Source organism: Glycomyces harbinensis (assembly GCF_900101745.1).
In the GTDB taxonomy this organism is placed as follows: Bacteria; Actinomycetota; Actinomycetes; order Mycobacteriales; family Micromonosporaceae; genus Glycomyces; species Glycomyces harbinensis.
The window spans coordinates 152,298-176,669 of sequence record NZ_FNAD01000012.1; the positions used below are offsets into that span (position 1 = coordinate 152,298).

Here is a 24,372-nt window from a genome sequence, read left to right on the forward strand (position 1 = left end):
TTCGCGAACCCGCTAGTCCTCGCCCTGCGTGAAGAAGTACATGCGGGCGGCCGGCGCGGGCGTGGCCGTGCGGCCGCTGCGCGACTCCAGCCACAGGCTCGCCGCCACCGCCCCGCCGATGCCCAGGACCGCCCACCCCGCGAGCGGCGAGAAGGCGGTCGCGTAGCCCAGGGCGGCCGCCGCCGCGGTCGCGATGACGGCGGCCGAGAAGGCCCTGCGGAAGGCGCGTCGATGTTCGCGGCGCGCGACGACTCGGTTATGTCTCATATCCGACACAACGATCCAGACCCTTGAATCGACACGTTGCATGTGCAGATTTCCTGCGTTCGGGCGATCGAAACCAGGCATAACCCCAGATAACCGGCGTCGCAGTGGACGAGGCGGGCAAGACTGTAAGCGCGCCCCGGCACAGCGTGACATTGGCAGCTCGCGGCCGTTGTGCACGAACGGAAAAGACGGTAAACACATAGGGTCGGGACGCCGAGGCGGCGAATGTCGGGCCGCGCAAGCGGAACCGAACCTCGTGCGGGTCAAGACAACAAGCACAGCTGACAACACCGCCGGCGTCCCGACGCGGCTACCGCGACCTCCCGTTCCCGAACCGGTACGACCAGCAATCCGCTCGCGGCGGCCGCCACAACCCAATACGACGACGGGACGACGTCCCCGAGTCCACCCGCAACTCCTATAGACGGTGGGGTCTGACATGGAGTCCGAAACGCAGCCCATGGGGCGGCGCGTCGCCTATTGGCGACAACGCCGCGGCATGTCCCAGCAGGTCTTCGCCGATCGCATCGGCAAGTCCAAGAGCTGGGTCGACAAGATCGAACGCGGCGTGCGCCGCCTCGACAAGTACTCGGTCATCACCGAACTGGCCGAATCGCTCAGCATCGACGCCGGGCAGCTGCTCGGCCGCGAACCCCGGCGCCGCCCGGGCCTGGGCGGGTGCCTCGACCAAGTCGAGGTCGAGTCCATCCGGCAATCCCTCGAACGCTACGAACGACTCGGACGCTTCCTCGAAGCCGCCCCGATCGACCCGACGCCCATCCCCGAACTGCGCGGCGCCGTCAACTACTGCTGGCTCGCCTTCGAGAAAGGCCACTACCCGGTCGTCGCCCGCTCCCTCATCCAACTCCTGCGCGAGACACCCCTCGCCGAGGACCGGCCCCTCGGCGGCACCGCCGCCGACGCCGCCGAAGTGATGACGCAGGTCTACCAGATCGCCTCCACGGTGCTGCGCAAACTCGGCGAGGCCCAGCTCGCCTGGCTCGCCGCCGACCGCGCCATCTCCGCCGCCAACCGCGGGAACGACCCGCTCCTGGCCGGCATCGCCACCACCCGGGTCGCCAACGCGCTCAGATCCCTCGGCCGCTACCAGGCGGCCCTGGACCTGAACGTCCAAGTCGCCCACGGCCTCATCTCCGAATCCGGAGGCGAGACCTCCAGCCCCGCCGAGATCAGCGTCTACGGCGCGCTCCTGCTCCAGGGCGCCATGGCCGCCGCCCTCGCCGGAGACGCCACCACCAGCGCCGACCTGCTCGACAGCGCCTCGCGCGCGGCCAACATCCTCGGCCGGGACGCGAACTACTACTACACCTCGTTCGGCCCGACGAACGTGATGCTGCACCGCGCGGCCGCGTTCGTCGAGCTCGGCGAAGGCGGCGACGCGCTCGCCGTCCACGACCGCATCCCGCCCGCCGCGCTGGCCGACCTCGTGGCCGAACGGCGCGCGCACCACTACCTCGACATGTCGCGGGCGTGCGTGCAGGTCGGCGACATCGAACAGGCCGCGCGGCACATGGTGACCGCCGACCGCAACGCCCCGGCCGAGATCCGGTGCCGGCCGGTCGCGATCGAGCTCATCGACCAGATCCTGCACCGCGCCAAGGGCGAGCCCGCCCCCGAAATGCGCCGCCTCGCCGAAGAGGTAGGCGCCCTGAACTGAACCGCATCGACCGCACCGGAATCCGGTGCAAGGTGTGCCCGGAGTCAAGCTGCTCGCGCTCCGGGCACACGCCTTCCCCCCGGCCCGTCCACAAACCCCCACCCTCCCGAGAGGGGCACAGACTGTCGCCCCGCTCGATCGTGGCGCGGGGGTCCGACAGGAACCGGCCCCGAAACGGCCGCCGACCCTCCAATGTCACCCGAACGAGCGCCCGCGGCCTGCCCGCGCGGCCCCGCCACTCCGGTTCCCCCATCTCGCGCCGCCTCGCTAGGCTCGGGGCATGCGCACGCTCAGCGAGATCACCGCGGCACTCGACGACCTGTACCCGCGCCGCTGGGCCGAGGACTGGGACCGGGTCGGACTCGTCTGCGGCCGCAGCGGCAACTCGGTCCGCAAGATCCTCTGCGTGGTCGACGTCGTCCCCGCCACCGTCATCGAGGCGATCGAGGCCGACTGCGACCTCATCGTCGCCCACCACCCCCTCCTCCTGCGCGGCGTCTCCAGCCTCGACCCCGCGGCCGACTACAAGGGCGACCTCGTCCACACCCTCATCGAGTCCGGCATGGGCCTGTACGTCGCCCACACCAACGCCGACGTCGCCGAACCCGGCGTCTCCGACGCCCTCGCCGACCGCCTCGGCCTGGTCGACCTCCGCCCGCTGCGCCCCCTCGAAGGCCCCGAGCACGCCGGGACCGGCCGCGGCATCGGCCGCATCGGCCGCCTCCCCGAACCGCTCGCCCTCGCCGACCTCGTCGAACGCGCCGCCAAGGCCCTGCCGCCCACCGTCGGCGGCGTCCGCGCCGCCGGCGACCCCGACCGCCTCGTCAGCACCGTCGCCGTCTGCGGCGGCGCCGGCGACTCCTACCTCGCCGACGCGACCGCCGCGGGCGCGGGCGCCTACCTCACGGCCGACCTCCGCCACCACCCCGCCTCCGAGCACCTCGCCCGGAGCGGCCCGGCCCTCATCGACGCCGCCCACTGGGCGACCGAGCGGCCCTGGCTCGATACTGTTGCCCGACACCTGTCCCGTCTGGTCGACGACGTCCTCGTCTCCGACCTCGACACCGATCCGTGGACCCTCCACCAGAAATCCGGGGTGAACTGAGTTGAAAGCCGACCTTTTCGATCAGCGCCGACTGCTCGAACTCCAGGCGGTGGACACCCAGCTCAGCCAGCTGGCGCAGCGCCGCCGCAAGCTCGACGCCGACCCCGTCCTGGCGACCGCCCAGCAGCGCCTGCGGGCCCTCAACGACAAGGCCGCGAACCTCACCGGCGACCTCGCCGACCTCGACCGCGACATCGAGCGCGTCGAGCGCGAGGTCGAACTCGTCACCAAGCGCGCCGACGGCGACCGCGCCCGCATGGCCTCCGGCGCCGCCACCGCGAAGGAACTCGAAGGGCTCCAGAGCGAACTGGAGTCCCTCGCGCGCCGCCAGGGCACCCTCGAGGACGACGAACTCGAACTCATGGAGCGCCGCGAAGGCCTCGACGCGGAGCTGAACGACGTGCGCCGCCAGGTCGAGGAGGCCCGCGTCGTCCTCGGCGACGCCGAAGCCGACCGCGGCCGCCAGATCGGCGAGATCGACGCCGAGACCGCCGAGGCGTCCTCCACCCGCGAGGCCCTCGCCATCAACATCCCCGACCGGCTCGTGGAACTGTACGAGCGCATCCACGCCAAGCAGCCGATCGCCGCCGCCGAACTCGTCGGCCGCCGCTGCGGCTCGTGCCGCATCGAGAAGCCCCCGGCCGACATGATCCCGATCAGGTCCGCCCCGATCGACGAGGTCCTGCGCTGCGAGGAATGCGGATGCGTCCTCATCCGCACCGAACTCCCGAAGTCCGGGCCCGCACCGCTCGCCTCCCAGGACGAATTGAAGAAGTACCAGTAGCGCGAACGAGGAAGGGGCGGGACGCCGAGCGTCCCGCCCCTTCCTGTTCAGTTCTCATCGCGCGCTTGCGAATACGCCCTAATCGCGGCTGAACTCGGCCCAGCGCTCCACCAGCGCGGTGGCCGCGCCCTCGTCGATCGCCTTCGACGCCAGCTCCAGGTTCCCGGCCAGCAGGCCCCGCCGGATCTTCACGTCGTGCAGGTCCACGCCGTCGATCAAGCCCTGGCGCGACGCCATCGCCGCCGCCGCGTTGATGAGCACCGCGTCCCGCACCGGCCCGAGCTCGCCGGCGAACACGCCGCGAGCCACCGCCATGTTGAACTCGAGGTCCCCGCCCTTGAGCGCCTCGGGACCGGCCTTCACCAGCCCGAACTCCTCGGCGTCGATCGAACCCTGCGACACCCGGCCGCCCGAGGCGATCCACTCCGACGTCGTCGCCGACGTCGAGATCTCGTCCAGCCCGTCATCGCCGCGCACCACGAACACCGAAGCGCCGCGGGCCGCGAACACCTGCGCCATCAGCGGCGCCTTCACCGGGTCCGCGCAGCCGATCAGTCCCGCCTGCGGCTGGCCCGGATTCGTCAGCGGCCCGAGCAGGTTGAACACCGTCGGAATCCCCAGCGCCGCCCGGATCGGGCCCGCGTGGCGCATCCCGGGGTGGAAGGTCCGCGCGAAGCAGAACCCGATCCCCACCTCGCGCACCGACGCCTCGACCCGCTCGGCCGTGGCCTCCAGGTCCACGCCCAGCGCCTCCAGCAAGTCCGCCGACCCCACGGTGGAGGACGCCGAACGGTTGCCGTGCTTGATGACCGGCACACCCGACGACGCGACCACGATCGCCGCCATCGTCGAGATGTTCACCGAGTTCGAGCCGTCCCCGCCGGTGCCGACGATGTCGACCGCCACACCCAGGTCCGACAGGTCCAGACGGGTCGTCTCCGCGAGCATCCGGCCCGCGATCGCCGCGATCTCCTCGGAGGTCTCGCCCTTCGAGCGCAGCAGCACCGCGAACGCCGCCAACTGGGCCGGATCGGCGTTGCCCGCCATGATCTCGGCCATCGCCCAGTCCGCGCTGGCCTCGTCGAGGTGATCGCCGCTCGACAGCCGCGAGAGGACGTCAGGCCAGGTCGCACTAGACATAAGGACTCCAGTCGGGGAGGATCACGCGGCGCGCTGCGCCGGTGCCACGCCGGACGCGCGGTTGACCAGCAAGTCTACTACCGTCTGGCCGGTGGTGACGGGGTTGAGCGGGTGCATCAGCACCGCGTCCGCCCGCGACCACGCCGCCAGCCAGCGGTCGGCGGCGCGCGCCACCACCACGGCGAGCGTCGGGGGCTCGTCGAACTCGTCGCGCAGCTGCCGCGCGATCCCGAGGCCGCCCGCGGGCTGCGCCTCCCCGTCGAGCAGCACGAGGTCGACCTCGTACTTGTCGATGAGGTCGACCGCCTCGTCGTAGGCGCCGGCGACCGCGTACTCGATCCTGATCCCCTCGACCGGCTCCTCGCCGATAGCCGAGCGCATCTGTTCGATGACCGTGGGTCGATGACTGTAAAGGAGGACTGCATACTCAGCCGTTGAGGTGCTCACGCTTCGCATATTAAACCGGCCACACCGAAATGGGAAGTCCGGCGCGGCCACTTCCCCGAAACGGACCGCCTACAGTAGGCAAACTGCGAATGACCTGGGCACACGATGTGAGAAGGCCGGGAGCCTACCGCCGGGCGACACGCGCGAAAAACACACCCCATGCGCAGCTTGGGCCCGCCGGGCCGTAATAATGTGCGCGTGACTGCCGCCGAAGTTTCCATCGACCCCAGCCGAATCCACTCACTGACCCGGCCCAACGTCGTCAGTGTCGGCACCATCGTGTGGTTGAGCAGCGAACTCATGTTCTTTGCGGGCCTGTTCGCGATGTACTTCTCCATCCAGGCCGCCGCGCCGTCGATGTTCGAGGAGGGCTACCACCACCTCGAGATCCCCTACGCGCTGGTCTTCACGGTGATTCTGGTGGCCTCCTCGATCACCTGCCAGCTGGGCGTCTTCGCCGCCGAAAAGGGCGACGTCTACGCCCTCCGGCGCTGGTTCGCGATCACGTTCGTCATGGGGCTCGTCTTCGTGCTCGGCCAGGTCAACGAGTACCGCAACCTCGTCACCGAGGGGCACACGATCGCCTCCGACGGCTACTGGACGATGTTCTTCCTGACCACCGGGTTCCACGGCCTGCACGTGACCGGCGGACTGGTGGCCTTCATCGTCTATCTCATCCGGACGACGATGGGGCGCTTCAATCCCGCCCAGGCGACCGCGGCCATCGTGGTCTCCTACTACTGGCACTTCGTCGACGTGGTCTGGATCGCCCTGTTCGCGGTGATCTACTTCCTGCCGATCGCCCAGTACTGACGCCAACCCGGCCGGACGCGGCACACCGCGTCCGGTCCGCAGCAAGTGAAAGGCCTCGGCGCCCGCGCCGAGGCCGCAACCGAGAAATGCGACGGCCGCCGCCCTTCGCGGCGGCCGGTCGGGCCCAGGCCGAACAGGTCGGGGCCCGGTTCGAGAGCTAGATAAAGGTGAGGCAACAACCGTGGCTGCATCAGCGAAACGCCGGCGAGGCTGGCGCAAGCGCCTCGGCGCGCTGGCCAGGTTCACCGGCGCACTGGTCATCGTCGGAGGGCTCTACTCGGTGTTCTCACCGGGCCTCTACGCGCAGGACTCCGCCGAGAACACCATCGACGCCGACGCCGTCAAAGGCCAGGAACTCTACGACACGAGTTGCATCTCCTGCCACGGCGACAGCGGCGAGGGCATCGAGGGGCGCGGTCCGAGCCTCATCGGCGTCGGGTCCGCCGCCGTCGAGTTCCAGGTGAACACCGGCCGCATGCCCATGGCGGCCCAGGGGGCGCAGGCCCCCGACTCCGACTACCCGGTCTTCACCGAGGAGGAGGCCGAGTGGCTCGGCGCCTACATCGAGTACCTCGGCGGCGGCGCGGTCGTCCCCGACGACCTCGAGATCCTCGTCGCTGACGCCAATGTCGGCGAGGGCGGCGAGCTCTACCGGGTGAACTGCTCCTCCTGCCACGGCTTCTCCGGCGGCGGCGGCGCCCTCTCCTCGGGCGCGCACGCGCCGTCGCTGGCGGGCGTCAGCGACGAGGAGCTCTACCAGGCGATGCTCACCGGCCCGCAGAACATGCCGGTCTTCGGGGACAACGAGCTGACTCCCGAGCAGAAGGCCGACATCATCGCCTACGTCCAGTACATCGTGAACGATGACAGGGACCCGGGCGGGGTGTTCACCCTCGGACGTTTCGGCCCCGCCACCGAGGGCCTGGCCATCTTCCTGGTCGGCATGACCGCGCTCCTGCTGACCACGCTCTGGATTGCAGGTAAATCGTGAGTGCCCACAACGACAGTGCCCACAACGAACCCGAACCGGTCGACCTGAGCGACCCGAAGCTCTCGCGGTTCGAGGTCTACAAAGAGGGCCTGCGCCGCGACGACATCGAGATCATTCACTACGAGCCGCGCTTCGCCAAGCCGGGCACCAAGGCCGAGAAGCGCATGGAGCGCATCGTCGGCGGGCTGTTCCTGTTCTCCGGCCTGTTCGCGACGCTGTTCGTGGTGGCGTACATCTGGTGGCCCTGGGAGTACGAGGGCGCCGCCACCTGGCGCGACCCGCAGACCTGGTACACGCCGATCCTCGGTACGACCCTCGGCCTCTCGCTGCTGCTGTTCGCGGTGGGCGTGCTCACCTGGGCGAAGAAGCTGCTGCCGGTCGAGGAGCTGGTCCAGGACCGCCACGACGGCGGCTCGTCCCCGGAGGACCGGCGCATCGCCGAGGCCACCGTGGACGGCCTCGTCGAGGACATGGGCCTCAAGCGCCGCCCGTTCCTGGTGAAGGCGGCCCTGCTGGGCGCCGCGCCGCTCGGCCTGGCCGCGGTGGCCCCGCTGGGCGCGCTCCTGAAGGACCCGGGCGACATGCTCACCGTCACGGGCTGGAACGCCGAGAAGTACAACGACGGCGATCCCGTGCAGGTGATGATGCGGGACGGCGCCCTGGTGCGCCCCGACATGGTCTCGGTCGGCGGGCAGATCACCGTCTACCCGGCGCTCGACCACGGTGCGACCAACCAGTTCCCGACCTCGCCGGTGCTGCTGATCCACCTGCGGGCGGCCGACGCCGAGATCCTGCGCGGCAACCTGTACCCGATGTACCAGGACGTGGACGCCCTGTGGGGCAACTTCGTCGCGTACTCCAAGATCTGCACGCACGTGGGCTGCCCGACCAGCCTCTACGAGCAGCAGAGCCAGCGGCTGCTGTGCCCGTGCCACCAGTCGCAGTTCAACGTGGTGGACAACGCCGCTCCGATCTTCGGCCCGGCGACCCGGCACCTGCCGATCCTGCCGCTGGACGTGGACGACGACGGCGTCTTCATCGCCAAATCGGACTTCCTGGTGCCCCCGGGGCCGGCGTTCTGGAACCGCCCGTCCCTCCCCGAGGAGGATGAGAAGTGAAACGCCGCAAAGGCACGAGCGACAGCCTGCTGACCAAGGCCGGCGGTGAGCTCGACGACCGCTTCAAGCTCGCCGGGCCGGCCCGGGTCCTGCTCAACAAGGTGTTCCCGGACCACTGGTCCTTCCTCCTGGGCGAGATCGCGCTGTTCTCGTTCATCCTGCTGCTGCTGTCGGGCACGTTCCTGGCGCTGTTCTTCGAGCCGTCGATGGTCGAGGTGACCTACAACGGCGCGTACGTGCCGCTGCAGGGCGTCGAGATGTCGAAGGCCTACGCGTCGGCCCTGGACCTGTCCTTCGAGGTGCGCGGCGGCCTGTTCATGCGCCAGATGCACCACTGGGCGACGCTGCTGTTCATGGCGTCGATCCTGGTGCACATGCTCCGGATCTTCTTCACCGGCGCGTTCCGCGCACCGCGCGAGACGAACTGGATGATCGGCATCCTGCTGTTCTGGGTCGGCTTCTTCGAGGGCTTCTTCGGCTACTCGCTGCCCGACGACGGCCTGTCCGGCACGGGCCTGCGGATCATGGAGGGAATGACCGAGTCGGTGCCGTTCATCGGCCCGTGGGCGTCGGCGGCGCTGTTCGGGGGCCAGTTCCCCGGCACCAGCGTCATCTCGATGATCTACATCATCCACGTCTTCGTCTTCCCGCTGATCCTGCTGGCGCTCATCACGGTCCACGTCGGACTCGTGTTCGCGCAGAAGCACACCCAGTGGCCCGGACCGGGACGCACCGAGCACAACGTGGTCGGCTTCCGGATGTTCCCGAACTACGTCATGAAGCAGGTCGGCTTCATGCTGTTCATCTGGGGCGTGATCGGCGCGATGGCCGGGCTGTTCCAGATCAACCCGATCTGGCTGTTCGGCCCGTACGAGGTCTCGGTGGTCTCCTCGGCCTCGCAGCCCGACTTCTACGTCATGTACCTGGACGGGCTCATCCGCCTGTTCCCGGCGTGGGAGTTCAGGGTCCCGCCGTACTTCACGCTCCCGGCGGTGTTCTGGCCGGCGATCGCGGGCATGGGCCTGTCGGTGCTGCTGCCGCTGGTGTACCCGGCGCTGGAGCGGCGGTTCACCAAGGACCGCGGGCACCACAACCTGCTGCAGCGCCCGCGCGACGTCCCGGCCCGCACGAGCCTGGGCATGATGGTCGTGGTCTTCTGGATCATCGGCGTCATCTCCGGCGGCAACGACGTGTTCGCCCAGAAGTTCCACATCAGCCTGAACGCGATGACCTGGGCCGGCCGCATCGGCATCGTGGTCCTGCCGATCATCGCGTACTACGTGACGTACCGGATCTGCCTGGGCCTGCAGCAGCACGACCGCGAGGTGCTCGCGCACGGCCTGGAGACGGGCATCCTGATGCGCGACCCGAACGGGCGCTTCTACGAGGTGCACCAGCCGCTGGGCGAGCCCGACGAGCACGGCCACTCCGAGCTGGAGTACGGCGGCTGGGTGGTCCCGAAGAAGATGAACCGCGTCGGCGCGCTGGAGCCGACGGACAAGGGCTTCTTCAAGTCGATCGAGGAGCCGTCCGAGAACGGCGGCGCCGAACGGCGCGACGAGATCGAGTCCGGGCACAAGTAGCGACATGAAGGAGGGCCCCGCCGGGAGGCGGGGCCCTCTTCACGTCTCGGCGGCGGTCGCCTCAGTAGCGGTCGACGGTGGTGATGAGCTTCTCGGCCAGCTCGTCGGGGTCGAGCTTCTCGCGGGCGAGCGCCAGGTACAGCGAGTCGAGGTCCGGGTAGCCCAGGGACGAGGCGACGCCGTGGAGCGGCTGCTCGCCCGCCAGGCCCCGCCCGCGGGCGATCAGCGACCGCCACAGGCGGTTCTTGCCCTCCTTGAGCTCGTCCTCGAAGCGCTGCATGGGGATCACGGGGAGCTCGCCGGTCGAGTCGATGTCGTCGACCGCGCCGAACCAGTCGTTGATGTGCAGCTGCGCCTCGGGCGTCTTGGCGTGGTCGAGCCACTGCTTCGAGGGCCCGTACGGCTGCTCGGTGGTGAGCACCAGCTCGACCGAGTCGCCGTCGCGCAGCGGCCGCGACAGCTGCGCGATCTCGCCGTTGACGTAGGCGGCGATGAGGCGGTGGCCCTTCGAGGGGCCCGAGCAGTAGGCGACGTCGACGGGCGTGGAGGCCTTGGGGACCAGGAGCTGCTGGCCCTCGCCGGTGAACACCAGGATGTCCTGGTCGGCCAGGTCGCAGCGGAGCGAGTCGAGGAACTGGCCGGAGTCGGCCACCTCGTTCTGCCAGTCGAGCAGGCGCTGGAGCCACGGCAGCTGCACCTCGACCGGGTTCGTCCCCGACTGGCGCAGCCCGGCGACGATGCCGATCTCGGCGGTCTCGTGCATCTCCTTGGTGCGGATGAGGAATTCGATCGGAAGGCCGCCCGGGCCGGCGACCGCGGTGTGGATCGACTGGTACAGGTTGAACTTCTTGGCGGCGATGAGGTCGCGGAACTTGCCGCCCATGGGCTTCCAGAGCTTGTGGATCGCGCCCAGCGCCGCGTAGCAGTCGGTGGGCGGGCCGTCGACCACGATGACCAGGCGCGGCGGGTCGGACGGGCCGGTGCCGGGGTGCTTCTGCATCTCGCGGAAGATCGAGTACGGGTGGCGGGGGCGGTCGAGCAGGCGCGCGGCGACCTTGAACTCGCGCAGCGTGCGGCGCACCTGCGGGGCGATGACGGCGACCTGGCGCCCCCGGTCGGACTCGGAGCCGAGGTGCTCCTTGATGCGCTGGAAGACCTCGGGTTCGAGCGTCTCCAGGACGATGTCCTCGAGCTCGCGCTTGATGACGTACAGGCCCAGGCGGTCGGCGAGGGGGATGAGGACGTCCTTGGTCGCCTCGGCGATGCGGATCTGGCTGGGGCGCTTCTTGAACTTGATGGTCCGCATGTTGTGGAGGCGGTCGGCGAGCTTGATGACCATGACGCGGATGTCGCGGCCGGCGGTGAGGACCAGCTTGCGGAAGGTCTCGGCCTCGGCGGCGGACCCGAGGTGGATCTTGTCGAGCTTGGTGACGCCGTCGACCATGACGGCGATCTCGTCGCCGAAGTCGCCGCGGAGGGCCTCGAGGGAGTAGCTGGTGTCCTCGACGGTGTCGTGGAGGAGCCCGGCCGCGATCGTGGGGGTGTCGACGCCGAGGTCGGCGAGGATCGTGGCGACGGCGATGGGGTGGGTGATGTAGGGCTCGCCGGAGCGGCGGGCCTGGCCCCGGTGCATCTGCTCGGCGATGCGGTAGGCGCGGCGGACCAGGAGCATGTCGGGCTGCTCGCAGTGGGCACGGTGAGCCGCTTCGAGCTGCGCCACCTTTCCCGCGAGGTCCCACGGGTCGTCAGGTTTGGCAGACCGAGTAGCCGAAAGCAATGCGCGCAACATGAAAGCCTCCGATGCCCAAGGTTGACCGCATTCTAGATGTACAACGATTCCTGGAGAGAATCGACACTAGACACTGTCGGATTTCGGCAGAGCCGCCGCCACGGACGGATAACTGAGCGTACCGGGTCGGGCAGCGGCTCGGAAACCTCAAGCGCCGCAAATGGATGCGAGACGACTCACGTCCGATTGGCCCGAAAGGGGCGTTCCCGCAGGGTGAAACGGTGCGTTTCACTGGGACAGCGGAGGGTCCGGAACGCGGTCTCACGATGTGGAACACCGATGCGTCACCGCCGCCACGGGGACGGGTCGTGGGGGACCAGTCCCTCCCAGCGTCCGGCGCCGTCGAGGCGGCTCGCCCACGAGCCCTCCACGGTCACCAGGCGCACCTCCGGGCGCCCCAGCCAGTCCAGCAGCAGCCGCGCCTCGGCCGCGTGCGCCGCGTCCACGGCGTCGGCCACCGGCTCGACCGCCCTGGCCGTCTCGCGCAGCCGCGCGATGTACGGCATCGGGTCGACCCTCGGCGGCGTCTTGACCGCGCCCGCCAGCAGCCCGTGGCGGATCACCGCGACCTCCCAGCCGCCGCCCTTGGCCCGACCCGCCGCCACGATCTCCCCGGCCGCCACGAAGCTCCTGACGCGGTGCGAGTGCACGGCCAGCGCCAGGTACGCGCCCAGTTCGTCGCGCCGCTCGGCGGCGGCCTCGAACCGCTCGGACTCCGACAGCTCGGTGAGGCGGTCGGCGATCGCGTCGGCGACCGGCGAGGGGTCCCCGTCCATGGCCCGGGCCGCGCGCTCGGCGATCGCGCCGTACTCCTCCACGGTGACGGTGTGGCGGCACGGCTCGGCGCACTTGCCGATCTCCCCGAGCACGCACGAGGGCGACAACCGCTTGGGGGACAGGCGGGTGCGGCACGACCTGATCGGCAGTGCGGCCTCGATGGCGCTGATGGCGGCCTGCGCCTGCGTGCCCGAGGCGGGGCCGAGGCGCGGCGTGCCGGGCTCGGGGGGCTTGCGCGAGACCTGGAGGCGCGGGTACGGCTCGTCGGTCAGGCGCACCCAGCTGCGGTGCTCGGGGAACTTCGCGGCCCGGTTGTACGGCGGCTTGCCGCCGGAGATGAGGCGCAGTTCGGCGACGCCGGCCTCGAGCCGGTGGGCGCACTCGACGACCTCGACGCGCTCGGCGGAGGCGAGCATGTCGCGGAGCCTGCGGCGCTGCTCGGCGGCGGAGAAGTAGCTGCGGACGCGGGTGGCGACGTCGACGGACACGCCGATGTAGAGCGCCCGGTCGTCGGCGTCGCGGAAGATGTACACGCCCGGGGCGTGGGGGAGTCCGTCGGCGAGGTGGCGTTTGCGCTTCTGGAGCTCGGAGGGGATGGCGCGGCAGAACTCGGCGAGTTCGGCGTCGGTGCCGACCCCGTGGCCGGTGGCGCGCTCGATGAGGCCGTGGAGGACGGCGACGGTCGCGCGGGCGTCGTCGAGGGCCCGGTGGTTGGGGGTGACCTCGGAGCCGAAGAGGCGCGCGAGGGTGCCCAGGCGCCGGTTGGGGACCTCGCTCTTCTCGGTGAGGCGCCGGGCCAGGACCACGGTGTCGACCACGGGGGGGCGGGGCCAGCGGGTGTCGGTCAGCTCGCACGCGTGGCGCAGGAAGCCGATGTCGAATCCGGCGTTGTGGGCGACCATGGTGGCGCCGTGGGCGAATTCGAGGAACGCGGGCAGGACCGCGGCGATGGCGGGGGCGTCGGCGACCATTTCGTCGGTGATCCCGGTCAGGCGGGTGACGCGCGGGTCGATGGGCTCGCCGGGGTTGACGAGGGTGCCGAACTCGCCGATGATCCGGCCGCCCCTGACCTTGACGGCGCCGATCTCGGTGATGCCGCAGGCGTCGGCGGCCAGGCCGGTGGTCTCGAGGTCGACGACGCAGAAGGTCACTTCGGACAGCGGGGTGCCGAAGCTGTCGAGCGTCGGCTGGGTGAAACCGGACTCGGGTCCGCTCTCTACGGTGCCGCCGCTTCTGGCCGTGCCGCTTCCGTGCATGAGGGCAACCTTAAGGGCGGCCTGTGACAGACCGTTCCCTGCGGCTGTTCGAACGTCGCGCCCGCCGCATCGCCGAGCGCATCCGGTCGGCGGTCCGGGCGGTCCGCCTGGCCATGTCGGCGCTCTGCTCGGCCTGCCGGGCGCTGAGTTTCACGGCGAGCGAGGCGGGCCAGAACATGGCCCGGTAGCGCCGGCGCGGTTCGGCGGCCTTGTCGAGCTGGGAGTGGAGGTCGCGGACGGCGTCGGCGAGGCCGCCGATCGCGGCGCCCCTGGGGGAGTAGCGCTGCTGGGCCATGGCCGCGCCGAGGGCGGTGGCCGCGTCGCGGGCTCCCGGCGCGGCGTGCGCGAGGACGCCGGCGGCCTGTCTCGGCGTGAGCGAGGGCGCGATGGCGACGCCGTAGTCCAGGGCGAGGTCGGTGGCCTCGTCCCAGGCGGTCAGGGCGCTGAGGCGCCCTGGGCCGAGCCGGGAGCGGCGGATGCCGGCCCGCCACAGGGCGGGAACGAGCGGGAGGGCCAGGAGCAGCAGCAGTGCCAGCCAGGCGGGGTTGAAGCGGGTCGCGCCCGCGCCGCCGTCGCCGCCCGCCAGGGCGGTCGGGTCGTCGGTCGGGTTCTCCTCGGCGCCGGGGGAGGCGTCGGTGGGCGCGGTCGCGCCGTCGGTGGGCGCCTCGGAGGGCTCGGCGCTCGGGTCGCCCTCGTTGACCTCCTCGTTCTCGTCGGTGTCCGGTTCGGTCGCCCACGGGAAGCCGACCGAGCCGGGGACGCCCGAGGCGGGTGTCGGGTCGAACGGGACCCAGCCGGGCCCGTCGAAGTAGACCTCGACCCACGCGTGGTAGTCGTGGCTGGTGAGCACCCACTGGTCGCCGTCGCGGGAGCCCTGGGACATGCCGATGACGACGCGGGCGGCGACGCCGGCCTCGCGCAGCATCCACGCCATGGCCGCGGCGTACTGCTGGCAGTAGCCCTCCCGGGTCTCCAGGAAGTCGAGGATGGCCTGGTCGTTGCCGGCGTCGGTGGTCTCCAGCGAGTAGCGGAACCCGTTGGCGGGGGACAGGTACGCCAGGACGGCGAGGACCTTCTCGTGGACGGTGCCGGCGCCTTCGGTGGCCTGGGCGACGGTGTCGGCCAGCTCGGGCACGTCGGGGTGGTCGGTGTTGGACTCCCAGCGCTCGTCCGAGGGGTCCATGCCCGCGGCCCCGGCGAGCGTCTCGGTGGCGGGCACCGGTTCGGTGTAGGTGACGGTGTACTCGTCGACGTCGCCCATGTCGGAGCCGTCGCCGACGATGACGCCGGTGTCCTCGTCGATCTGCCAGTCGCCTTCGATGTCGAGGCCGACGGGGTCCCCGTAGACGGGCACGACCGGCGCCTCCATCTGGAGGTTCTCGATCTGCGCCTCGAAGACCTGCTCGTCGTCGCCGGCGCCGGTGAGGCCGTCCGCGTCGTCGCCGCCGCTGTAGTCGTTGGGCCCGAACCCGTCGTCGGTGAGCTCGTCGAGCACGTGCATCCGCAGGTAGCGGGGGCTGGGGTCGGTCGTGGTGACCCGCAGGACGTCGACCTCTTCGGGCCGGTTGAGCGAGCCGGACAGCTGCGCCCACGGGTTGACGTCGCCGAGCGAGTAGTTCTCGGTGCCGCCGAAGTCCTCGGCGACGTTGTCGATCAGTCCTGAGGTGTTGGTCGGCACCACGGTCAGCAGCAGGAGGGTCACGGCGATGAACCCGGCCGCCGACCAGCGCGCGGTGCGCGCCAGCGGCGAGGGGAAGTGCTGGCCGACGAGGTGCCCGGCGCCGGTGAAGCGGTGCCCGAACGACGAGACCCGCCTGAGGTTGTCGTCGGCGAGGATCCACAGGTAGGCGACCGCGGGGAGGATGAACCAGAACCAGGCGGTCGCCTCGGGCGCGACCGAGACCGGCACCAGGTACATCGTCAGGAGCGTGAGCCCGGCGAGCGCCGGGGTGCGCAGGCCGACGACGAACATGTCGTGGAGGATCGCGACGACGCCCACGCCGAGCATCGTCAGGAACAGGATGCCGCCCTCGGCCGGGACCGGCGGGGAGTTCACGATGATCTGCTGGATGCCCTCGCCGGAGAGCTCGCCCCAGTGGGAGAACGTGGCCGGCGTCGGGATGATGAGCGCGATCGCGGTGCCGCCGTTGAAGCCCGCGGTCATGATGACCAGGAGCGATCCGACCATCGCGAGGGTCTGGAGGCCCTGCCCGCGCCCGGCGGCGCGCATGAGCGACCCGGACACGGCCACGGCAGTGATCGCCATGAGCACCGGCACCGTCCAGCCCAGGCCCGCGAAGACGCCGATGAGGGGCGTCAGGGTCAGCGCCAGGGTGGCGGCGGCGACCAAGGTGGCGTGCCGCTGTCCGTTCATGCCAGAGTCCTCCACGCGCCCAGGCGGTTCCACACCCGGCGAAGTTCGGTCCCGGCGACGACCGGGATCACCTGCCAGCCCGCGTTCGCCAGCGTGTTGACCGCGGCCGCGTGCTGCTGCGCGAACGCCTGCTCGCGCGGGTCGACCCGGCTGGTCGGGGCCTTCGGGATCCACCGGACCGGGTCGACGACCATGGCGGTGCAGTGCCCGCCGCGCTTGGCGAGCCGCCCGAGGCTGGCCGCCTCCTCCGGGGTCAGGTGCCCCAGGAACGCGACGACGCCCGAGACCGACCGGGCCCGCTGCGCCTTCTCGACCATGTGCCCGACCGGCGCCTCGGGCGCCGCCGCGACCGTGGCGAGGTACCGCATCGCCTGGCTGTAGTCGCCTTGGCGGCATTCGAAGTCGCGGTGGGAGGTGATCAGCCACGGGTCGATGCCGTCGCGGGCGAGCCGCACCATCGCCGAGGCGGACGCGTCGACCATCCACTCGAAGCTCGACAGCTCCCCGCGGTGGGCGCCGCGGCGCACGTCCAGGAGGATCGCCGCGTTGTTCTCCCACGGCTGCTCTTCGCGGCGGACCATGAGCTGGCCCCGGTGGGCGCTGGCCTTCCAGTGGACGCGCCGCATGTCGTCGCCGTGGCGGTACTCGCGGACGGCGATGTCGTCGTTGCCGGTGATGGCGACCGCGTGCGCGGCCGACTCGCCCGAGGACATCCCGGCTCCGCCCGGCAGCACGAGGCTCCGCAGCCGCTGGATGCGCGGGGTGACGATGAGCTCGGTGGTCACCGGGAACTCCTGGACGGAGACGGCGAGCCCGAACGGGTCGGCGGTGCGCACCGTCAGCGGCCCGAGCTCGTAGGCGCCGCGGGTGCCGGGGGTGATCGTGTAGTTGACGACGCTGCGGGCGCCGGGCGCGAGCTTCTCCAGGACCAGGCGCGGCCGGTTGCCGAGCCGGTAGGGGATGCGGTCCTCGAGCATGAGCGCGGGCGGGCGGCGGGCGCCGGTGTTCTGGATGCCCAACCGCACCTGCGTGGCCTGGCCGGCCTCGACCTGCGCGGGGTTGAGCACCCGGTTCGACTCCAGGGTCGGCCGCGTCCAGCGCAGCATCACCAGGCCGCCCAGGGGCGCGACGGCGGCCAGGAGCGCGGCGCGCAGCAGGTCGCCCTCGCCCACGGCCAGGGCGGTGAGGCCGACGACCACGCTCACCGCCAGCAGGGTCTTGCCGCGCCCGGTGAGCTCCACGCCTAGAACCTCCCCGGGTTGGACACCACCGGGACGTGCCTGAGGATGTCGGAGACGATCGCCTTCGTGTCGCCTCCGCCCATCGTGGTCTCCGTCGTGGGGATGAGCCGGTGCGCGAGGACCGGGACGGCCAGCTGCTGGACGTCGTCCGGCAGCGCGAAGTCGCGCCCGTCCATCGCCGCGAGCACCTGCGTGCACCGCAGCAGCTGAAGCGTCGCACGAGGGCTCGCACCCAGCCGGACCTGCGCGTTCGTGCGGGTCGCGGTCACCAGGTCGACGACGTAGCGCTTGAGCTCGGGCGCCAGGTGCACCGCGCGGGCGGCGGCGATCATCCGCACGATCATGTCCGCGTCGGCCACCGGCCGCAGCGCGTCGAGCGGGTTGTACTCCTCGCGCCGGTCCAGCAGCGCCAGCTCGGCGTTCACGTCGGGGTAGCCGATGGCCAGGCGCGCGGTGAAGCGGTCGCGCTGCGCCTCCGGCAGCGGGTAGGTCCCCTCCATCTCCACCGGGTTCTGCGTGGCGATGACCATGAACGGGCTGCGCAGCTTGTACGTGTTCCCGTCGACGGTGACCTGCCGCTCCTCCATGCACTCCAGCAGCGCCGACTGGGTCTTGGGGCTCGCGCGGTTGATCTCGTCGCCGAGGATCAGGTTCCCGAAGATCGCCCCGGGCTTGAACACGAAGTCGCGCTTCTCGGGGTCGAAGATGCTCACGCCCGTCACGTCGGACGGCAGGAGGTCGGGGGTGAACTGGATGCGGCGCACCGAGCAGTCCACCGAGCGCGCGAGCGCCTTCGCCAGCTGGGTCTTGCCGACCCCGGGCACGTCCTCGAGGAGCAGGTGCCCTTCGGCGAGCATGACCGCGATCGCGAGCTTGATCGTGTGGGACTTGCCCTCGATCACCCACTCGACGTTCGTCAAGATGCCCTCGACCGTCGCCTTGAACTCCTGGGGGGAGAGCGGCGTCGGACCCTGCGGCGGCTGCGCTGGGGACGACTCGAAGGTCAATGGTCCTCCCGGGAAGAGCTCTGAGATGAGAAGAGGCGCCGTGACAACGCATACGCCGTAACGGTCGCCTGTCCGCCCATCGTACTCGGACGCGCCCAAGGCGATGTCCCGCGCCGTCCGGGTCGCGCTGGGCTACACTGGTCGCATGTCCCGGCGTTTCGCGCTCCTTATCTAGCCGTGGTGGACCAGACCATCACGGCGACCCCTGCATGCCAGGGGTTTTTTGCTGCCAGGATCATTTACGGCTCGCAAGCTCGCCGAGGCCGGTCGGTGTCCACACCAGCGCGCCGCGAACCCACAGCCGCACCACAGGACCACAGGACGAGTCATGAGCGAACCCGCACACCGTTACGACGCCAAGCTGGCCAACGAGATCGAACCGCGCTGGCAGGACCGCTGGGAGGCCGAGCAGACCTTCCGCGCACCGAACCCGGTCGGCGACCTGGCCGAACCGGACCACCCGCGGGCCGGCGCGCCCAAGAAGTTCGTGATGGACATGTTCCCCTACCCCTCGGGGGAGGGGCTGCACGTGGGCCACCCGCTGGGGTACATCGCCACCGACGCGTACTCGCGCTACCTGCGCATGGCCGGGTACAACGTCCTGCACCCCCTGGGCATGGACGCGTTCGGCCTGCCGACCGAGCAGTACGCGGTCGCCACCGGCCGCCAGCCCGCCGAGATCACCGCGGAGAACATCCGCCGGTACCGCAGCCAGCTGCGCATGGTCGGCATGGGCTACGACAACCGCCGCGAGTTCGCCACCACCGACCCCGAGTACTTCAAGTGGACGCAGTGGATCTTCCTGCAGATCTTCAACTCCTACTACGACACCGAGGCCGACCGCGCCAAGCCGATCACCGAGTTGATCGCCGCGTTCGAGTCCGGTGAGCGGGCCACCCCCGACGGTCGGCCCTGGGCCGAGCTGAGCGGGACCGAGCGCCGCCGCATCGTCGACGGCCACCGCCTGGCCTACGTCACCGAGGCGCCCGTGAACTGGTGCCCGGGCCTGGGCACGGTGCTGTCGAACGAGGAGGTCACCTCCGAAGGCCGCAGCGAGCGCGGCAACTTCCCGGTCTACACGCGCACCCTGAAGCAGTGGATGATGCGCATCACCTCCTACGCCGACCGGCTGCTGGACGACCTGGACGGCCTGGACTGGACCGAGTCGCTGAAGTCCATGCAGCGCAACTGGATCGGCAAGTCCGTCGGCGCGTTCGTGGACTTCGCGACCTATGCGGGGGACATCCGGGTCTTCACCACCCGCCCCGACACGCTGTTCGGCGCCACCTACATGGTCCTGGCCCCCGAGCACCCCCTGGTCGACGCCCTGACCGCCGAGACCTGGCCCGGCGGCGCCCCCGCCGCCTGGACCGGCGGCCACGACACGCCCGCGGGCGCCGTCGCCGCCTACCGCGCGCAGGCCGCCGCCAAGACCGACGTCGAGCGCCAGGCCGACGCCAAGGAGAAGACCGGCGTCTTCACCGGCGGCTACGCCGTCAACCCGGTCAACGGCGACACGGTCCCGGTCTTCATCGCCGACTACGTGCTGGCCGGATACGGCACCGGCGCCATCATGGCCGTCCCCGCCCACGACGGACGCGACTTCGACTTCGCCAAGGCCTTCGACATCCCGATCGTCCAGGTCGTCACCGAAGGCGCCGAATGGGACGGGCAGGAAGTGCTGACCGGCGCCGGCGGCACCTGCGTCAACTCCGGCTTCCTGAACGGCCTGGGCGTCACCGAGGCCAAGGCCCGCATGATCGAATGGCTGGCCGAGCACGGACGCGGCGAGGGCGCCACCACCTTCCGCCTGCGCGACTGGCTGTTCAGCCGCCAGCGCTACTGGGGCGAGCCCTTCCCGATCGTCTACGACGAGACCGGCCTGCCCGTGGCGCTGCCCGACGACCACCTGCCGGTCGAGCTGCCGCACCTGGACGACTTCTCGCCCAAGACCTTCGACCCCGAGGACGCCGACTCCGCCCCCGAGCCGCCCCTGGGCCGCGCCAAGGACTGGGTCGAGGTCGAACTGGACCTGGGCGACGGCCCGCGCCGCTACACGCGCGAGCTGAACACCATGCCCAACTGGGCCGGCTCCTCCTGGTACGAGCTGCGTTACACCGACCCGAAGTCCGCCGGGAAACTGGCCGACCCGGCCAACGAGTCCTACTGGATGGGCCCCCAGGACGCCGAGGACGTCGGCGGCGTCGACCTGTACATCGGCGGCGTCGAGCACGCCGTCCTGCACCTGCTGTACGCCCGCTTCTGGCAGAAGGTCCTGTTCGACCTGGGGCACGTCTCCAGCCGCGAGCCCTTCCGCCGCCTGTTCAACCAGGGCTACATCCAGGCCTACGCCTACACCGACGACCGCGGCGTCTACGTCCCGGCCGCGGAGGTCGAGGAGCAGGCCGACGGCGTCTACGTCTGGCAGGGCCAGAAGGTCGAACGCGAGTACGGCAAGATCGGCAAGTCCCTGAAGAACGGCGTCACGCCCGACGAGATCTGCGAGTCCTACGGCGCCGACACCTTCCGCGTCTACGAGATGTCGATGGGCCCCCTGGCCGAGTCGAAGCCCTGGGACACCCGGGCCATCGTCGGCTCCCAGCGGTTCCTGCAGCGCCTGTGGCGCAACATCGTCGACGAGGAGACCGGCGAGGTCACCGTGGTCGACGCCGACCCCTCGGACGAGACGCTGCGCGAGATCCACAAGGCGATCGCCGGAGTCCGCGAGGACTACGAGAACCTGCGCATGAACACCGCCGTCGCCAAGCTGATCACGCTGAACAACCACGTGACCGGCCTGCACCCGGTGCCGCGCGCGGCCGCCGAGGCCCTGGTCGTCATGGTCGCGCCGATCGCCCCGCACATCGCCGAGGAGCTGTGGCAGCGCCTGGGCCACGAGGACACCATCGCCTACGTGGACTTCCCCGAGGCCGACGACCGGTACCTGGTCGAGGACACCGTGACCTACCCGGTCCAGATCAACGGGAAGGTCCGCGGCCGCATCGAGATCGGCGCCGACGCGGGCGAGGAGGCCGTGAAGGCCGCCGCGCTGGCCGAGGAGAAGGTCGCCGCGAACCTGGCCGGCAAGGACGTCAAGAAGGTCATCGTCGTCGCGGGCAAGATGGTCTCCATCGTCGCCAAGTAGCCGAACCGACGAGGGCGGGTCCGGAGCACTCCGGACCCGCCCTCCTCAGTCTTCGGGCCAGCTCGCGCCGCCTCCCTTGTAGGTGTGCCTCTTCGCTTTCTCGCTGCGCAGCAGGAAGAACAGGACGAGGCCGATGCCGATGCCGGTGTAGGACGGCACGTCGAGGCCGGCGGCGAGGCCGCTGGCGAAGGCGACGACCCCGGTGAGCATGCACGTGCCGAATCCGATGATCCGCGCCCAGTTCATGCGCGCGGCGATGCACACGGCCACGGCGACCTGGGCGGCCGCGGCCGCGGCGGTCGCCACGAGGGGCCAGAGCACCGCCTCCTCGGTCGGCGAGCGGAAGTCGGCCCACATGAGCGCGGCGAGATACGTCAGGGAGCAGACGGAGGCGCCGATGAGCACGAGTGCGGCGACGACCTGCCAGGGGATCGGATGATGGTAAGCGGGTCTGGTTCGAAGGGGTTCCATCTCCGCACGATACCAAATTATCGTCATATTGACGAGTATTATTCTCGTCGTAATGACGATTATTTTCCGGCCGCCGCTCGCGCCGCCCCGGAACCGCCGCCGCAGTATTGACCAATATCTATGTACCCGCTAGGCTGGCCTAACCTCGCTGGGAGCGCTCCGCTCCACCGCGGGCCCTTTCCTTCGAACAGCCTCGTTCCCTCACGGCGCGGCACCACCCTGAGGAGCAATTCGTGCTGCTTTCCCGACCGCACCATTCAAGACAGCGCCGGCGGGCCCTGATCGCGGGAGTCGTCACCGTCGCGACCGCCGCGCTCGGACTCGGACTCTCCACCCAGTTCGCCAGCGCGCAGACCACCCTCCGCGGGGCCGCCGACGAGCTCGGCAAGGACATCGGCGTCGCCGTCTCCTACGACCAGCTCCAGAACAACGCGACCTACCGCAACATCGTCGCCACCGAGTTCAACTCCCTCACCGCCGAGAACGCGATGAAGTGGGACGCGACCGAGCCCAGCGACGGCCAGTACACCTTCACCCAGGCCGACGCGATCGTGAACTTCGCCGAGGACAACGACCAGACCGTCCACGGCCACACCTTCGTGTGGCACCAGCAGACCCCCCAGTGGGTGCAGAACCTCTCCGGCACCGCGATGCAGGCGGCCATGGTCGAGCACATCAACACCGTCGCCAACCGCTACGAGGGCCGGGTCGACTCCTGGGACGTGGTGAACGAGGTCGTCAGCGACAGCAACGGCGCCATGCGCGACTCCTTCTGGCTGCGCGCCATGGGCGAGGGGTACATCACCACCGCGTTCCAGACCGCCCGCGCGGCCGACCCGAACGCCGACCTCTACATCAACGACTACTCGATCGAGGCCGACAACGCCAAGTCCGACCGCATCTACACGATCGCGCAGGGCCTGGTCAACCAGAACCTGCTCGACGGCGTCGGCTTCCAGTCGCACCTCATCCTCGGCCAGGTCCCCTCCACGATGGAGTCGAACCTCCAGCGCTTCGTCGACCTGGGCCTGAAGGTCCGCATCACCGAGCTCGACATCCGCATCACCATGCCCGCCGACAGCAGCGAGCTGGCCCGCCAGGCCCAGGACTACGAGCGCGTCGTCAGCCTGTGCGCCGAGCTGGCCGACTGCTCCGGCGTCACCGTCTGGGGCCTGCGCGACGGCGACTCCTGGGTCCCGGGCGTCTTCCCGGGCGAGGGCGCGCCGCTGCTGTACAACGACGACTTCTCGAAGAAGTCGGCGTACGACTCGGTGCTGGACGCCCTGGGCGGCGACGGCACCGGCGAGCCCCCCACCTCCGACCCGGTCACCACCACCCCGCCCCCCACGGGCTCGGGCTGCACCGCGACGCTGTCGGTCCAGAGCCCCTGGAACACCGGGGCGACCTATTCGGCGACGGTGCGGGCCAACCAGGCCCTGACCGGCTGGAGGGTGACGTGGACCTGGCCGGGCTCGGAGCGGATCTCCAACGCCTGGAGCGTCCAGGGGACCCTCACGGGTGCGACCGTGACCGGCACGAACGCCGGTTACAACGGCACCGTGGCCGCGGGGCAGACGACCACGTTCGGCTTCAACATCACCAAGGCCGACGGCTCCACCGCATCGGTGCCGACCGTGACCTGCACGCCCGCATAGACCCGACTCTTCGCAGAAAGAGGCCGGGCCGCAGCGCTTCACCGCTGCGGCCCGGCCGCGAAGTTCGTCTAGCCCAGTTCGGCCTGGAACATCCAGCTCTGCTTCTCGAGTTCGGCGGTGATGCCGATGAGGAGGTCCTGGGTGACCGGGTCGGCCGACTCGGTGGCCGAGATGCGCTCGCGCATGTTGGTGATGACCGCGGTGTAGGCGTCGATCATGAGCGTCACGACCTCGTTGTCGGAGATGGTCCCGTCGTGGATCTTGGGGACCGAGGAAGTCTCCGCCACCGTGGCGGCGCGCCCGTCGGCGCTCACGCCGATGGCGATGGCCCGCTCCGCGACGAGGTCGGCGGCGTTGCGCGCCGAGACGACGATCTCGTCGAGCTGGAGGTGCAGCGAGCGGAAGTTCTTGCCGTAGACGTTCCAATGCGCCTGCTTGCCCACCAGCGACAGGTCGATGAGGTCGACCAGGGCGCCCTGGAGGGCCGTGGCGGTGGTGTCGCGGTTCTCGTCGGTGAGGCTGGAGCGGACGGTCGACATAAGCGTTACCTCGCATTGAAGTTGTCAGATCCGGCAGTGACAGGACCAGAGTAGTCTTCCCCGACTCGCGCGGAGCGAAACTCGACCACTCGGGCGGCCCTCGGACGGACCGCGGAGAGTGCTCCTCCCCGGTCGCAATTTGTTGGATTAGTCGATAAACTAATGAACGTCGTGCCGCCCTCAGGCCCGCAC

Annotated in this window: 19 protein-coding genes; 9 read left to right on the plus strand and 10 right to left on the minus strand. The window is 70.3% G+C overall.

Annotated elements, in window-relative coordinates:
• Nucleotides 1–12: 12 nt before the first annotated feature.
• Nucleotides 13–267, minus strand: a complete 255-nt coding sequence (locus tag BLQ63_RS19010) for a hypothetical protein (protein ID WP_091038774.1) — start codon at nt 265–267, stop codon at nt 13–15.
• Between the two features lie 439 nt (nt 268–706).
• Here BLQ63_RS19010 and BLQ63_RS19015 point away from each other — a divergent pair, with 439 nt between their 5' ends.
• The 3 genes from BLQ63_RS19015 to BLQ63_RS19025 all read left to right on the plus strand — a co-directional run bounded on the left by BLQ63_RS19015 (nt 707) and on the right by BLQ63_RS19025 (nt 3,834).
• Nucleotides 707–1,945 carry a helix-turn-helix domain-containing protein gene (locus tag BLQ63_RS19015; protein ID WP_091038776.1) on the plus strand — a complete coding sequence of 413 codons (1,239 nt, stop codon included), beginning with the start codon at nt 707–709 and terminating at the stop codon, nt 1,943–1,945.
• 280 nt (nt 1,946–2,225) lie between these two features.
• Nucleotides 2,226–3,050: a Nif3-like dinuclear metal center hexameric protein gene (locus BLQ63_RS19020; protein WP_091038779.1), complete on the plus strand. Its 825-nt coding sequence runs from the start codon at nt 2,226–2,228 to the stop codon at nt 3,048–3,050.
• Nucleotide 3,051: 1 nt separating this feature from the next.
• The gene (locus BLQ63_RS19025; RefSeq protein ID WP_091038781.1) at nt 3,052–3,834 is read left to right on the plus strand and encodes a zinc ribbon domain-containing protein; all 783 of its coding nucleotides are present in this window, start codon (nt 3,052–3,054) and stop codon (nt 3,832–3,834) included.
• 78 nt (nt 3,835–3,912) lie between these two features.
• Here the strand turns inward: BLQ63_RS19025 and trpD are convergent, their stop codons facing one another.
• A complete protein-coding gene (trpD, locus tag BLQ63_RS19030) occupies nt 3,913–4,974 on the minus strand; it encodes an anthranilate phosphoribosyltransferase (protein ID WP_091038783.1) in 1,062 nt (353 codons plus the stop codon).
• 21 nt (nt 4,975–4,995) lie between these two features.
• Nucleotides 4,996–5,355 (minus strand): response regulator, encoded by a 360-nt coding sequence (locus BLQ63_RS19035; RefSeq protein ID WP_245681017.1) that lies wholly within the window; start codon nt 5,353–5,355, stop codon nt 4,996–4,998.
• Nucleotides 5,356–5,580: 225 nt separating this feature from the next.
• Between BLQ63_RS19035 and ctaE the strand changes: the two genes are divergently transcribed.
• The 4 genes from ctaE (at nt 5,581) to qcrB (ending at nt 9,926) form a co-directional block, all read left to right on the plus strand.
• Nucleotides 5,581–6,234, plus strand: a complete 654-nt coding sequence (gene ctaE / locus BLQ63_RS19040) for an aa3-type cytochrome oxidase subunit III (RefSeq protein WP_218125356.1) — start codon at nt 5,581–5,583, stop codon at nt 6,232–6,234.
• Between the two features lie 181 nt (nt 6,235–6,415).
• Nucleotides 6,416–7,225, plus strand: a complete 810-nt coding sequence (qcrC, locus tag BLQ63_RS19045; RefSeq protein WP_091038789.1) for a cytochrome bc1 complex diheme cytochrome c subunit — start codon at nt 6,416–6,418, stop codon at nt 7,223–7,225.
• Nucleotides 7,219–8,343 carry a cytochrome bc1 complex Rieske iron-sulfur subunit gene (gene qcrA, locus BLQ63_RS19050; RefSeq protein ID WP_419774933.1) on the plus strand — a complete coding sequence of 375 codons (1,125 nt, stop codon included), beginning with the start codon at nt 7,219–7,221 and terminating at the stop codon, nt 8,341–8,343. The genes qcrC and qcrA overlap by 7 nt, the downstream gene beginning before the upstream one ends.
• Nucleotides 8,340–9,926 carry a cytochrome bc1 complex cytochrome b subunit gene (gene qcrB / locus BLQ63_RS19055; RefSeq protein ID WP_091038794.1) on the plus strand — a complete coding sequence of 529 codons (1,587 nt, stop codon included), beginning with the start codon at nt 8,340–8,342 and terminating at the stop codon, nt 9,924–9,926. Before qcrA ends, qcrB begins: the two co-directional genes overlap by 4 nt.
• A gap of 61 nt (nt 9,927–9,987) precedes the next feature.
• Here the strand turns inward: qcrB and BLQ63_RS19060 are convergent, their stop codons facing one another.
• The 5 genes from BLQ63_RS19060 to BLQ63_RS19080 all read right to left on the minus strand — a co-directional run bounded on the left by BLQ63_RS19060 (nt 9,988) and on the right by BLQ63_RS19080 (nt 18,370).
• Complete coding sequence (locus BLQ63_RS19060) at nt 9,988–11,598, minus strand: RelA/SpoT family protein (RefSeq protein WP_245681018.1); 1,611 nt, start codon at nt 11,596–11,598, stop codon at nt 9,988–9,990.
• Nucleotides 11,599–11,999: 401 nt separating this feature from the next.
• The gene (locus BLQ63_RS19065) at nt 12,000–13,748 is read right to left on the minus strand and encodes a DEDD exonuclease domain-containing protein (RefSeq protein ID WP_091038798.1); all 1,749 of its coding nucleotides are present in this window, start codon (nt 13,746–13,748) and stop codon (nt 12,000–12,002) included.
• Nucleotides 13,749–13,758: 10 nt separating this feature from the next.
• Nucleotides 13,759–16,122, minus strand: coding sequence for a transglutaminase TgpA family protein (locus tag BLQ63_RS19070; protein WP_143014995.1), 2,364 nt, complete (start codon nt 16,120–16,122; stop codon nt 13,759–13,761).
• Nucleotides 16,119–17,363, minus strand: coding sequence for a DUF58 domain-containing protein (locus tag BLQ63_RS19075; RefSeq protein WP_091038803.1), 1,245 nt, complete (start codon nt 17,361–17,363; stop codon nt 16,119–16,121). The genes BLQ63_RS19070 and BLQ63_RS19075 overlap by 4 nt, the downstream gene beginning before the upstream one ends.
• Before the next feature lie 2 nt (nt 17,364–17,365).
• Nucleotides 17,366–18,370, minus strand: coding sequence for an AAA family ATPase (locus BLQ63_RS19080; RefSeq protein WP_218125357.1), 1,005 nt, complete (start codon nt 18,368–18,370; stop codon nt 17,366–17,368).
• A 328-nt stretch (nt 18,371–18,698) separates the two neighbouring features.
• Here BLQ63_RS19080 and leuS point away from each other — a divergent pair, with 328 nt between their 5' ends.
• Nucleotides 18,699–21,515: a leucine--tRNA ligase gene (gene leuS, locus BLQ63_RS19085; RefSeq protein ID WP_091038805.1), complete on the plus strand. Its 2,817-nt coding sequence runs from the start codon at nt 18,699–18,701 to the stop codon at nt 21,513–21,515.
• A gap of 45 nt (nt 21,516–21,560) precedes the next feature.
• On the opposite strand, the gene BLQ63_RS19090 is transcribed toward leuS, so the two are convergent.
• Nucleotides 21,561–21,986: a hypothetical protein gene (locus BLQ63_RS19090; RefSeq protein ID WP_091038807.1), complete on the minus strand. Its 426-nt coding sequence runs from the start codon at nt 21,984–21,986 to the stop codon at nt 21,561–21,563.
• 233 nt (nt 21,987–22,219) lie between these two features.
• On the opposite strand from BLQ63_RS19090, the gene BLQ63_RS19095 reads away from it, so the two are divergent.
• The gene (locus BLQ63_RS19095) at nt 22,220–23,641 is read left to right on the plus strand and encodes an endo-1,4-beta-xylanase (protein ID WP_091038810.1); all 1,422 of its coding nucleotides are present in this window, start codon (nt 22,220–22,222) and stop codon (nt 23,639–23,641) included.
• Between the two features lie 68 nt (nt 23,642–23,709).
• On the opposite strand, the gene BLQ63_RS19100 is transcribed toward BLQ63_RS19095, so the two are convergent.
• Nucleotides 23,710–24,180, minus strand: a complete 471-nt coding sequence (locus tag BLQ63_RS19100; RefSeq protein ID WP_091038814.1) for a Dps family protein — start codon at nt 24,178–24,180, stop codon at nt 23,710–23,712.
• Nucleotides 24,181–24,372 lie beyond the last annotated feature (192 nt).

What these genes read in the sequence shown, in the direction of transcription:
- BLQ63_RS19070 (WP_143014995.1), bottom strand. Translation starts at nt 16,122, where the DNA reads ATGAACGGACAGCGGCACGCCACCTTGGTCGCCGCCGCCACCCTGGCG.
- BLQ63_RS19065 (WP_091038798.1), bottom strand. Translation starts at nt 13,748, where the DNA reads ATGCACGGAAGCGGCACGGCCAGAAGCGGCGGCACCGTAGAGAGCGGA.
- trpD (WP_091038783.1), bottom strand. Translation starts at nt 4,974, where the DNA reads ATGTCTAGTGCGACCTGGCCTGACGTCCTCTCGCGGCTGTCGAGCGGC.
- BLQ63_RS19015 (WP_091038776.1), top strand. Translation starts at nt 707, where the DNA reads ATGGAGTCCGAAACGCAGCCCATGGGGCGGCGCGTCGCCTATTGGCGA.
- BLQ63_RS19020 (WP_091038779.1), top strand. Translation starts at nt 2,226, where the DNA reads ATGCGCACGCTCAGCGAGATCACCGCGGCACTCGACGACCTGTACCCG.
- BLQ63_RS19060 (WP_245681018.1), bottom strand. Translation starts at nt 11,598, where the DNA reads ATGCTCCTGGTCCGCCGCGCCTACCGCATCGCCGAGCAGATGCACCGG.
- BLQ63_RS19010 (WP_091038774.1), bottom strand. Translation starts at nt 267, where the DNA reads ATGAGACATAACCGAGTCGTCGCGCGCCGCGAACATCGACGCGCCTTC.
- BLQ63_RS19035 (WP_245681017.1), bottom strand. Translation starts at nt 5,355, where the DNA reads ATGCGCTCGGCTATCGGCGAGGAGCCGGTCGAGGGGATCAGGATCGAG.
- BLQ63_RS19090 (WP_091038807.1), bottom strand. Translation starts at nt 21,986, where the DNA reads ATGGAACCCCTTCGAACCAGACCCGCTTACCATCATCCGATCCCCTGG.
- BLQ63_RS19100 (WP_091038814.1), bottom strand. Translation starts at nt 24,180, where the DNA reads ATGTCGACCGTCCGCTCCAGCCTCACCGACGAGAACCGCGACACCACC.
- ctaE (WP_218125356.1), top strand. Translation starts at nt 5,581, where the DNA reads ATGCGCAGCTTGGGCCCGCCGGGCCGTAATAATGTGCGCGTGACTGCC.
- leuS (WP_091038805.1), top strand. Translation starts at nt 18,699, where the DNA reads ATGAGCGAACCCGCACACCGTTACGACGCCAAGCTGGCCAACGAGATC.